14 protein-coding genes are annotated in these 11,166 nt (G+C 53.5%); 3 read left to right on the plus strand and 11 right to left on the minus strand.

Features of this window, described 5'->3' with window-relative positions; translation table 11 throughout:
- From GS630_RS22305 to GS630_RS21875, 6 genes are all read right to left on the minus strand, one after another.
- A partial coding sequence (locus tag GS630_RS22305; RefSeq protein ID WP_216604520.1) for a hypothetical protein occupies positions 1-574 on the minus strand: 574 nt, incomplete at its 3' end.
- Between the two features lie 120 nt (positions 575-694).
- On the minus strand, positions 695-868 hold the full coding sequence (locus GS630_RS21855; RefSeq protein WP_170493938.1) for a hypothetical protein: 174 nt from the start codon (positions 866-868) through the stop codon (positions 695-697).
- 43 nt (positions 869-911) lie between these two features.
- Positions 912-1,217, minus strand: coding sequence for a hypothetical protein (locus GS630_RS21860; protein ID WP_171712261.1), 306 nt, complete (start codon positions 1,215-1,217; stop codon positions 912-914).
- Positions 1,218-1,270: 53 nt separating this feature from the next.
- Positions 1,271-1,885, minus strand: coding sequence for a hypothetical protein (locus GS630_RS21865; RefSeq protein WP_171711799.1), 615 nt, complete (start codon positions 1,883-1,885; stop codon positions 1,271-1,273).
- A gap of 55 nt (positions 1,886-1,940) precedes the next feature.
- Complete coding sequence (locus GS630_RS21870) at positions 1,941-2,240, minus strand: hypothetical protein (protein WP_171711798.1); 300 nt, start codon at positions 2,238-2,240, stop codon at positions 1,941-1,943.
- 363 nt (positions 2,241-2,603) lie between these two features.
- On the minus strand, positions 2,604-2,903 hold the full coding sequence (locus GS630_RS21875) for a hypothetical protein (RefSeq protein ID WP_171712263.1): 300 nt from the start codon (positions 2,901-2,903) through the stop codon (positions 2,604-2,606).
- Positions 2,904-3,661: 758 nt separating this feature from the next.
- Here GS630_RS21875 and GS630_RS21880 point away from each other — a divergent pair.
- Together GS630_RS21880 and GS630_RS21885 are read left to right on the plus strand one after the other, a co-directional pair.
- On the plus strand, positions 3,662-3,868 hold the full coding sequence (locus GS630_RS21880) for a cold-shock protein (RefSeq protein WP_170382448.1): 207 nt from the start codon (positions 3,662-3,664) through the stop codon (positions 3,866-3,868).
- A 74-nt stretch (positions 3,869-3,942) separates the two neighbouring features.
- Positions 3,943-4,956: a fatty acid desaturase gene (locus tag GS630_RS21885; protein WP_170452345.1), complete on the plus strand. Its 1,014-nt coding sequence runs from the start codon at positions 3,943-3,945 to the stop codon at positions 4,954-4,956.
- On the opposite strand, the gene GS630_RS21890 is transcribed toward GS630_RS21885, so the two are convergent.
- Positions 4,948-5,196 (minus strand): ParB N-terminal domain-containing protein, encoded by a 249-nt coding sequence (locus GS630_RS21890; protein WP_039524390.1) that lies wholly within the window; start codon positions 5,194-5,196, stop codon positions 4,948-4,950. The genes GS630_RS21885 and GS630_RS21890 overlap by 9 nt on opposite strands.
- Before the next feature lie 74 nt (positions 5,197-5,270).
- On the minus strand, positions 5,271-5,960 hold the full coding sequence (locus tag GS630_RS21895; protein ID WP_171621496.1) for a hypothetical protein: 690 nt from the start codon (positions 5,958-5,960) through the stop codon (positions 5,271-5,273).
- A 1,638-nt stretch (positions 5,961-7,598) separates the two neighbouring features.
- On the opposite strand from GS630_RS21895, the gene GS630_RS21900 reads away from it, so the two are divergent.
- On the plus strand, positions 7,599-7,904 hold the full coding sequence (locus tag GS630_RS21900) for a hypothetical protein (RefSeq protein WP_171621495.1): 306 nt from the start codon (positions 7,599-7,601) through the stop codon (positions 7,902-7,904).
- An 89-nt stretch (positions 7,905-7,993) separates the two neighbouring features.
- Here the strand turns inward: GS630_RS21900 and tcuB are convergent, their stop codons facing one another.
- The 3 genes from tcuB to GS630_RS21915 are packed head-to-tail and all read right to left on the minus strand — an operon-like array spanning position 7,994 to position 11,149.
- Complete coding sequence (gene tcuB / locus GS630_RS21905) at positions 7,994-9,073, minus strand: tricarballylate utilization 4Fe-4S protein TcuB (RefSeq protein ID WP_171180446.1); 1,080 nt, start codon at positions 9,071-9,073, stop codon at positions 7,994-7,996.
- Complete coding sequence (tcuA, locus tag GS630_RS21910; RefSeq protein WP_171236897.1) at positions 9,063-10,457, minus strand: FAD-dependent tricarballylate dehydrogenase TcuA; 1,395 nt, start codon at positions 10,455-10,457, stop codon at positions 9,063-9,065. Before tcuA ends, tcuB begins: the two co-directional genes overlap by 11 nt.
- An 11-nt stretch (positions 10,458-10,468) precedes the next feature.
- Entirely contained in the window at positions 10,469-11,149 is a 681-nt protein-coding gene (locus GS630_RS21915) for a GntR family transcriptional regulator (protein ID WP_171621494.1), read from the minus strand.
- Positions 11,150-11,166: the final 17 nt, after the last annotated feature.

The following is an 11,166-nucleotide window of genomic DNA, read 5'->3' on the forward strand; positions in this document are numbered from 1 at the left end:
ACTTTGAGTCAATCCACTGGTCACACCCGCCTGAACATGGGGCCCCGTTTCGGGCCTCATTCCAATATTCCTTGGCCCTTTCTTCTGTCCAACCGCAAAACTGAACGAGCGCCATCGCCGACAATGCACCTGAGGAATGAACGCCCCACATGCAGTGCACCAGAACAGGGCCCTTTCCAGGGTTTTGAATCACCTCGTGTATGGACGCCATGACAGCACTGGGTCGGGAGGATCTGGCGCTTTGATAGTCGAAAGATCCGTTTCCGCAACTTGTGCGGCCGTATTCGGTGTTCTTGCCGAAGTCTGCGTAAAACCCGGTTGAAAACCCTTCATCGCAAAGGGTCTCGCGTTGAACTTTACTCAGACCCGTTCGATCCTTGTCGCCGCCTTTGAAACCAGAGCGATACAATACTCCGCTTAAGACTGGGCGAAAGAAAGCGACGCCATCAACACCTCCGTCGCCACCCTTTGAAAGCATTTGACTGTTGCTTGGGCCACCGTTTCGACTGGTTACGTCAGAATTCGCCGCGGTTGCCAGAGCACCAATGAATATGAGGGACGTCAAAAACCGCATGCCAGCTCCTTTCTATTTTTCAGCTCTATATGCTCAAACTCTTTCCATTTGGTAATCTATTGGAGCGGCTCATTCTCAACAGCCGTATCAAGTGCGGGATAGACTTTCCGACCTGAAGCTTTAAATCGGCCACACCAGATTGATGATAAAGACGACCACGAAGTAGGCCAGAAAAACTTTCCAGTTCCATTGGTGTTTGCTTTCTTCGTTGATCACGCCGGACGACTTCAATGCCAGGTTTGTGACAATCAGAGCGACAACGATGACCGCCGCATGTGCCAAGTCGAAATGCAAACTAAAGCTCCCTTTTGCAGATGTTTGATTTATGAAAAATGTGTCAGCAGTCACCTGATGGCAGCATAGCTACATCTGAGTACCTTCCCTCAGATGTCGTGATCCGAGCACATGCACCAGTATCCTTGTTAAACCAGTACGAGGTCAGCCCTTCGCTGCGGATGAGTTCAAATCCGAGACTTTGGATGCCCATTTCAGCTTGGCCCGCTCTTGCCCCTTCAAATGACGAAAGATCGCTAGAGCTGCCCACAGTTGATGCACTTGCATCCACTGATCCACCACTGTCGTCGCATGCTGCAAGCGCAGTAATACACGCCGTGCCGATCACCAATAGGACCTTGGGTTTCATCTGTTTTTCCCTCGCTTTTTTGGACTTGCGTTCCAGGGTTTCTGATTGATCACCTATTCAATTCCGAAAATGACGTTGTAGTCGACAGAAGAGTTGCTGCGATTGATAACCTCCACAACATGATCACCGGATTGCCAAACCTGTCCTCGATACTCCTTGTCCGCCGACATCAAACCCAAAAGTTCAGAACCATCGGGGTTGCGAATAACGTAGTCCAAGGAGCCTCCTCGCGGAGCAACGCGGACGTAAAGAAACTGTTCGTTTTTGGCACCCAGAACGTATTGCTGGGAAGCTCCGGGGGCGAGTTGGCCAACGATTTCAGCGCCGGTGGAACCAGCATCAAATTTGACACGTTGGCTACCAGTAGAACCGGCGGCACCTGCCATGGCTCCACCGCCATCATCCATCGCCTCGACAACCGACATCTCTCCAATGCTGCCATCCTTGTACGCGATGCAACGCCAAAGTGTTCCGCCTGCGTCTCGCAGCATGACGAGCGTACCCGCCTCTGAGAATTCTGAGCTTTCAATCGTACCTGATTGACCGTCTGGTCCTCCAACCTGTCGCAAATGATCGATACACGCGTCGTCTGCTTCAGACATTGCAAAAGCAGCTGTGCCCGCGATTGCGAACATCGGTGTGAGAAGTTTGAGTAAAACGAGTTTCATCAGATAGTTCCCTGTTGGCTTGTCCTTACAGTTTTGTTCCCTACAAAGCGGAACCTCACTTTGCTTCTCGTAACTTTGATAGAAACTCATCGCATGCCTGTGCGCTGCCGACGACCTCGTCTGTCGTTTCAATTCCTTGCAGTGATGCCATCTCGGAATTTACGCGATTGAGGATCTGATCCGCTTGCTCGGGGGTGATCAGGTTCTCTGCTTGTGCTCCTTTCAATGTGGTGCAGACACCGGCGGACAAGCCTGTCGCAACGCCGACACCCACTGCGGCCCCGCCACCCAAGGTCATCGCCCCAACCACGCCGAGGACGAGCCCGATCACAATACCCAAGATCACTTTTCCCATGTTTTCCTCCCTTTTGGTGAGAATAAGCGCGGCTTTCACTACCGGCGCAAACCATGTGCCCATCTGCAAATCAAGACCAGCGCTAACAGGTTGAGCACCGGTGCGAGCGCCGCGAACCACGGTTTGGCCGACTCTGAGATCGAGTCCGCTACAAGTATCCAAGGTAGTCCCAACGGCAGAAGGAACACCCCGGACAAAGGGTCTCTTTCCTGTCCCAACCAGCCAAATGTGCCCGTCAAGAATGCAATCAACGCCAACAGGTAAAGGATCGCGAATACAATGATAGTGGTTCTACAAACCAAGTCGAGCCTCAGCAAATCAAGCCAGTGCTACGCAGCCGTTTTCGGCTACGCAGCAGACTGGTCACAATGCGCCTTCGTCGCCCAGGAACTCGATACCAGCTGTCGTGCCATCACTGTAAGCAATGCAATTCCAAGGAGCACGATCCTCGCCAACGCCTACAGTGACCTGTGTCCCCGCCTCGCTAAACGCGGATGAGAGCACCACGACTTGCGAATTGTTCGTTGTGCTGGCTACATCTCGCAAACACGCCTGCTGAGCCGGCGTTAGTTCTGATGACGCAGTCGAGCTACCAGTGTCTTCACATGCAGCAACAGTCAGGGCCCCAAGTAGTAAAGCGGCGGGCGTCAATAAATTCTTCATTGTCGTTCCCTCTATGGTTCCAACTAGTACTTGGCCAAAGATGCGAGACAAAATCAACTATTTGATTGTGTCGAGACTTTTACATGATAGCGGATGTCAGACGGGGACAACTTGTTTTGATAGCTAAAGCCTTTCGGGCAATAGATCCATTTACACTTCTGCTTTGGGCTCGAAGCGGACTTTCGGCGCTGCGGCGGGGTGAGTTTGGAGGCTGTCTCGAAAGCAGACCTTGCGAGACTATAGATGATCTGGCGTTTTCACGGGCTTGGCCCGATGCGCGGCCATTCGGCATTCGGAAGCTGTCGTCAGTTCAATCTGAGCTGACCGACTGCTTCGAGCCCATTTTGATCTATGCTGCGCAGTGCCCCAATGACATGGAAGCGCAGAAACCGGACTTTGCAAAGTCTCGCTACGGCATCAAAACGGACGCTTATAGCTGTCTCGGATGTTGCGGGATAGATTCCCAAAAGCGGTCATTGATCTTTTGTACGGCCTCCCAAGCCGCCTTCGCGTTTGGATCGCAGAACGACAGCGTCTTCTCAACTTGTAGAGTTCTAAGCCAGGCAGGTTCGATTTCTCTGTTGCCCTCCACCGCATCAAGGCTTGTATCGTGCGTACTCGAAGTCCATATACACAAGGCTTACGTTTTTCTTTTTCGACCTGCTGTCTCCCCAATTCGGCGTTCAGTCTTTCGATTCAGACCGACCACGCCGAGTCGCCGCAATAATGCGGGCGGCAAGTATTTGGAGATTTCCACCATGGCAAATGGCACAGTAAAATGGTTCAACTCGACTAAAGGTTTTGGCTTTATCGAGCCTGAAGATGGCAAGCGCGATGTGTTCGTACATATCTCAGCAATCGAACGTTCCGGCCTTAGTGAATTAAAAGACGGTCAGAAGGTTACTTTTGACGTCGAAGCTGGCCGTGACGGACGCGAAAGCGCCGCCAATCTGGCACTCGCCTGACCTTTTTTAAGGGCACCCTTTTCGGGTGCCCTATTGAACAATGGGCTACAATAAGCCATTGGAGAACAAGTAACTTGCAACCTAAAGACTGGACGCGGGTGCTCGCGCAATACCGTGTTGCCGATGCGAAGCGCAGTGTTTTTGAACTTGCGATCACAGTTGCTCCCTTATTTGCGCTATGGGCCCTAGCGTGGTTTGCGTTATCTTTTAGTGTCTGGATCGCAATACTACTGGCCATCCTGAATGCCGCGTTTCTGGTCCGTATCTTCATCATTATGCATGATTGCGGTCATGGATCTTTCTTTAGAAGTCGCACTGTTTGCAATTGGACCGGTCGGGTTCTAGGTGTTCTTGCCCTGACACCCTATGACGTTTGGCGGCAAAGCCATGCGATTCACCACGCTTCAACCGGTAACCTTGATCGGCGTGGTATGGGTGACATCCCTACATTGACCACTGAAGAATACCTGAAGCGGAAGTGGTTCGGGCGTGCCGCTTATCGTCTGACCCGGAACCCCGTCTTCCTGTTCGGTGTTGCGCCGATCTATACGTTCTTTATTCAAAACCGTTTACCTCTTGGTTTCATGCGTTCGGGCTGGCTGTACTGGGCAAGTGCGATGGGAACAAACGCTGCAATTGCAGGGATATTGGCCCTAGTTTTTTGGGCCGGAGGCATTGAGGTATTATCGTATGTTTTCCTACCAACCATGATTGTCGCATCATCGATTGGTATTTGGCTTTTCTATATTCAACACCAGTTTGAACACACGACCTGGGAACGGGAAGAGGGGTGGAACCTTCAGAACGCCGCATTCTATGGAAGTTCTCACTATGCCCTACCAGGCATCCTGCGGTGGTTCTCTGCTAACATCGGCGTACACCATGTTCACCACCTTGCCAGCCGCATACCGTTTTACCGGCTAAACGAAGTTTTGCGTGACCATTCTGCGTTAGAAAATTGCCAGCGTATTACTCTATATGAGAGCTTTCATTGTGCACGATTGCATCTTTGGGATGAAAAAAGTCAACGTCTGCTGACATTTTCCGAGGCTTTGTCGAACGCCAATTCCAAAAGGCATTTAGTGTAGTCTGGCGCGTACCAGATAGGCTTCGACCGTATCACCGCCCAGGGCGCGAATGGCCTCTAATCGGTGAAGGCCTTCAATCAGCACGAACCTCTTGTTGTCCGAGCGTATTTGGATCGGGGTCTTCTGGCCGTTCTTCAGGATATCTTCGGCCAGCGTCAGAACTTTTTGTTGATCAAGCGTTTTCGCCCGTTTCACAGGTACATAGATCAGGTCGAGCGGATATGGTCTTTTCTCCAACATAAGCTACGTGAGCAACCTTTCGTGCAATTGTTCCGGTTCAGAGTTCGTTGCAAAAGCGGGGGTTGGAACGTGCGTCATAGAACCGAACGAACAGCGTCGCGCAGTTCCTGATGCATAACCCAAGTGGCTGGCTCATCGTCACTTTCGATGTGAGAAAACGCCAGGACCTGAGCGGCGCCATCATTCTGCACCGATCCGGCTTCGGGTAGGTCCAGTTCCAGATATTCTGCGATCAATAGTCCGATTTTCTTAAAAACCTTGATGGAGGCCTCGCGCGATTTGTAACCGGTCGCCTGAGACAAATGACCAATGGTCAGACCGTCCTTGCCTGCGATTGTAAGTGCTTTGAGCATAGTGACCTGCGCAGGGGTGAGCCTAATCTGTCGCAATGCCTCGGCATATTCTCTTTCACTGGGAACGAGGGTGCCGGAGTTTCTCTCCAAACGGCGTTGACCGCTACGTTTCCTGTCTCGTTCACCGAGAATTTCTTTTAATGCTTCGATGGCCAATGCTGGTGTTTCGCCGACTGCATCAGCAATCATTGTCTGCGTTTTAGCCGGTGGCTTGGGGAATGCGCGCGCAACGCTGTTACCGCTAAGGATGCCGGCCTTAATCAAGTACTTTCCAAATTCTTCTTCAATCACTCCTGCTACGTCAGCGTTCCGCGACTCACGAACACTGCGATCCTGAAATGCTCTTTGTTCCAGACCACGAGCTGACATCTTTGAACCGTGAAGGGTTACTTGAGGGGCATTTTTGCGCATCAGAGAAACACCACCACAATTATGGTCGCAACAAACACCAATAACGCGATAAACATCTTTACTCTGTAGGACCAGCGATGCGCCCTTTCGGCCTTGAGCATTTTGCCAAGGTTTTCGTCAATCGAGTTATGGTTCACGGCTTGGTCCTTCCGGATTTGTCAGGCGATATTGATTTCCAGCGAACCTATTTTCGCGGCATTTTTTCGGCGCACTTATCGTTCTGTCTTGTGAACGGCCGATTACATTCCCAACCATCACCTCTTCGATTCAAATGAGCGTTGGAAGGGACTAGGATCGCAACGCAACTGTCCTGGTTTGCGCGAAAGCCACGTTCACATTTCCATCCAGAGTAGGTTTCAGGCGCAAGGTATGCATGCTGTGGAACGGCCACAGGCTCACAGCCGCTCTCCGCTGCCCTGTACCCTCTGAGGCATACCCACCCATCCGAGCTTCTTTTGTCGCTCAGACGACCGTTTTTTGGAACTTCTATTGCAACACATGTTTGGCTTTCCTTACGAAATCCCCAGTTGCAGTGTATTTCCTGTGCGCCAAACCGGGTTCCGACGTACCCATTTTGAGGCGCTATCAATTCTTCGCATCTTTCACCGACTTGTCGGAAGAGCCGATTGCACTCCCATCGATCTCCGGTCGATGCAAGATATGCGTTTTTAGGAACTTCTATTTCCTCACAAAAATCTCCAACACGCTTGAATCCATGGTTGCATACCCAACCTGGACCATAGGAACTGCCGGTCAAATGCGCATTTTCAGGTGCGTTTGCTCTTTGACACGATCCGTTCTTGTTTTCGAAGCCTTCGTCACAGACCGATCCATCAGCATTGCCTGCGACTTGGGCGGGAAGCTGCGTTCCGGAGAGCAACACCAAGAGTGTCGGGATCAAACAAAGAACGCGGCGCGAAAACACGATGAGTGACTGATTGAAACGGAGCCTGAGACCTGATCTATCCGGCATCGGGCACGCGATTTATAAGCCATGTTCTGTTCATACGGCGCCTTCATTGATGGGTCACGCGATAACTGGAGCATGTCAGGTGACAGTTGCGAATGCTTGCGAGGAACGAGCTCAACGCGAAGACCCCAGCGCGACCCGTTCCTATGCTGGGGCACATGCTACAGTTAGTCTGAAGGCCATTGGATCATCGAAGCCGGCAGCATCGCGACGACGAGTAATTTTCACCAATGCACGTTTGTGGTCCTTTGCCAGAATAGAGTCAAGGAAGTTTCCCTCGTCGCAACGCTAGTACTGCTAAGGCAGGTGTTTGTGAAACAAGCACGTGACCAAGTAGCCTGGTGAACCGCCGAAAGAAGTTACTTGGCATTAATCTGTTGTTGTAGGGATTTGGGGGCGGAGCAGCAGCGAATGGCAGCTTAAGTCCGCGTCTCTCTTGTCGAGCCTGAGTGCGGCGACAGAGCGGTACGTGATCAAGGTTTCCTCGTGGCTATGAATGACTGGCCTGACGTCATCAGCAGCAACGCATCGACATTCGTGCCGCTCCTGTGAACTGATGCTGCGCAAGCACTCGCGGCGCGAGCAAATGGTTGATCTGCTACGCTTCTCGGGAATTGCAAAGTCTAATTGCGAATGTCCGTTTTGGGCTGGATGCGGACTCTGCGACGATGAATGCGAACCGCCGTTTTGTCCGCATGTCGGACGTAAAGCTTGAGCGCAGCGAATGTCCGGATTGGATTTCGGCCGATTTGGGTGATTTGAACGTCCGCTTTCGGGAAATCGCGCCGCATTGCCGCGAGTATTCCAGCAATTTGGTTGGCGAGGGCGCGCGATATTTGCTGCATCAGCATCCGGCTGCTAAGTCCGCAGTGCAGACGTTCCAGCAAGTTGCAACGAACGACTGCAATGCGGACAAAGCTGCCTTTCGTGTCGATGTTGTCAATCACAGTAAACAGACCCAATCCGGACGTTGACCGCCACCCGGGGTGCTGGAACGAAGCGAGAAAGGGCATCAAAATGCGCTTGAATTGCGACTTTTTACTCCCTCGGCGTTGGACGTTTGCTAGCAACCAACTGACAATTCTCTCTTACGCTGCGCGTCTCTGATCAAAGCTGCAAGTCGATAGAAGCCATGAACCATCTTGGTGTATGGCATGAGCAGGAAGAACGTCAGAACCGATCCAAGGTGGATGGCAAGCAGCGCGGGCATCAGATCAGTTGAACCGAGGACGTAAAGGACCAGCCCGCTCAGCCCGACAAATCCGAGCAACAGGACAAACCCGATTTCGCCGCCCCATGCGGACGGGTCACCAAGCTCGCGATCAGACTTTTGCTTGAGAAAAACCATAGCTCCGCAACCCACTGTCAGCAGAATACCGCCTGAAACCCCAAAGAGTTTTGGCAGGGACCAGAACCCGTAGGGCGCGTGTAACGCGAACCCATAGTGCATAATCGTCGCCACCGAGGTCGAGGCAAAGCACAGCAGGAAGCCGTACATGATGGCGTGGTGAATGTGGCGTCGGCCCTGACTGAACCGGTCTTCGTCCTCGAAGTTGCAACCCTCGCCGTGGCCTGCGGCCAAGTCCTGCATCTTGCCAGCGCGTTTGAACGCAGCAGTCAGATCAGACAATTGGATGGGTTTGCCACCTACCTCCGCCCAATAGCGCCTCAGGCTGATAGCCAAGCTAAAGAGTGGCAACAAGAATGCCGGCGCGAAAATTGCGACCATCGCATTATGGGACAGGACGGCATAGAACCCTTCACCTCCGCTGGAACCAACAGCGCGAATTGCCCAGAACATCACGGCAAAACCGATGACGAGGGCCAGCGCGATCGCGCCACCGTGAGTATGGAACCGCCGCGCCAGAGGTTGGGGCCAGGCGAAGCTCTCCCAAGTGTCCCGCCGCACTTCGGCCAGAGCTTTCGGCAGGTTCAGATCGAACTCGTGCGGTGCCGTGTACTGACACGCATAGTAGCAACCTCGACAGTTGTGGCACAAATTAGCCAGTTGCGTGATGTCTCCATCCGAGAACGCGCGTTCCGCGTGCAGCGACGGGAAGACTGAGCAGTAGCCCTCGCAGTACCGGCAGGCGTTGCATATCTCAGCCTGACGGCGAGCTTCTTGAAAAAGATCAGTTTGCATAGGCTGCAGCCTCACGTCCTGCGATGCGTCCAAAAACGGTCCCGATGGTCATGCCGAAACCGGCCAGATACCCCTGCCCAAGGATCGAACCCGCCATCGTCTCGCCCGCGGCCCACAGGTTTTTGATCTTGCCGTCTGGTGTCGAACACTGGGCCGTATCGTCGACCTTTAGCCCCAGATAGGTGAAGGTCACGCCAGTACGCAGCGAGTAGCCATAGAAGGGCGGATCGGTGATCGGACGAGCCCAGTTGGTTTTGGGTGGCGTCAGACCCGAGGTTGTGACCCCGTCCAACTCGGTTGGATGAAATCCGCTGGTGTCGCCGCAAGCTTCGTTGAATTCACTAACGGTTGCCTCCAACTTGTCGGCGGGTAGGTCCATCATGCCAGCCAGTTCCTCCAAGGTGTCCGCCTTTAGCGGAGGGAACACCGAGGGCATGAACAGGTTCAGCGACTTCGCATCGATGATCACATAGCCCACCTGATCCGGCTGCGCGGCGACCAGACGCCCCCAAATCGCATAGCGTTTTGGCCAGACGTCTTCGCCCTCGTCATAAAACCGCTCGGCATTTTTGTTCACGACGATCGAAAACGGCACGCAATCCAAACGAGTGACGATACCGCCGTCGAACTTCGGCGCGCGCCCGTCGATGGCAACGGCGTGACACTGGGTCGGGTCCCCAACACTTTCGACGCTTTGATCCAGCAGATCAGCCAGCACCACGCCCCGGTTATAGGGCGTTCCCCGGATCAGGAAGTTCTTCGCAGGCGCGCCCCATGCGCGAGTGAGCCAATCGGTATCTGCCTGAAACCCGCCCGCAGCAACGATGACGGCCTTGGGCGTGATGCGATGAGACTGGCCTTCATAGGTATAGTCTACCCACTCAATCTGATCGCCGTTCAGTTCAAGATGCGTCACGGCAGCTTGGTATAGCACGTCAACGCCCAAAGCTGCCGCGGTGCGGTAGTAGGCGTTCACCAGAGACTTCCCGCCCCCCATGAAGAAGGCGTTGGTCCGCGCCAGTGACAGTGTCCCGGACAGGGATGGTTGGAACCTCACGCCGTGTTCTTCCATCCACGGAAGGCATTCCTCGGAGGTTCGGATCGCGAGGCGAGCAAGACGTTCGTCGGTTTTGCCGCCAGTGACCTTGAGCAGATCTTCAAGATACTCATCTTCGCTGTATTTTTCGATCAGCGGACCCAGAGGTGCACCATGCATACAACGAAAATTGCGCGTATGGCGGGAGTTTCCACCACGATAGGGTTTTGGCGCTGTCTCGAGAATCAGAACACGGGCGCCTGCCTCGGCAGCAGTCATTGCAGCGCATAGAGCAGCATTCCCGCCGCCGATCACAGCGATGTCATAAGCTTCCTTTTGGGTGGTCATATCCTGTCTACCTAATGGTTTTCGTCGGTTGTCCGGTTGCGTTCTTGCAACGCCCGAATACGCATCCGTTGTGCGGCCTGAATATGCGCGCGCATTTCTTTTTCAGCCGCAGCGCCATCGCGGGCCTTTAAGGCAGCCATGACGCGCTTGTGCTCGGCCACTGCTGTCTCGGCCCGGTCACCCTCCAGCAATTGTGATGGCCCAAGGATCAACAGCGCTTTTTGCAAAGACAACATAGACTTGGAAAGAAACCGATTCTTTGCTGCGTCCAAAAGTGTGGCGTGAAAAATCCGGTTGATCCGAGCCGCTTCCGAGCCTGTGCCAGCCTCGGCCAAGCGATCATTCAAAACGCACAGCTCGTCCAATTCGACATCCGACGCTGCACGTGCCGCTAGTCGTGCCGCGGTTCCCTCGAGCACCGCGCGCATCTCATAAAGCTCCATTACTTCGGCATAATCGAGGCTGCGTACGGTTGCGCCCTGCCGTGGCACATGAGTTACCAGCCCGTCGGACTCCAACTGCCGGATAGCTTCGCGCACAGGGGTGCGACTGACGCCTAATCGTTCTGACAACTCAATCTCGCGTAGGCGTTCGCCAGGCTGAAGTGTGCCATCCCGAATCTCATCCAGCAGGTGTTGATACGCTGAATTGCCTTGTGGGCCAGTCTGATAGGGGTCGTCTTGAATGGTCATCGAGCGCTCACTTGTAT

The sequence above is a fragment of the Ruegeria sp. HKCCD7303 genome (assembly GCF_013111185.1).
Lineage (GTDB): Bacteria > Pseudomonadota > Alphaproteobacteria > Rhodobacterales > Rhodobacteraceae > Ruegeria.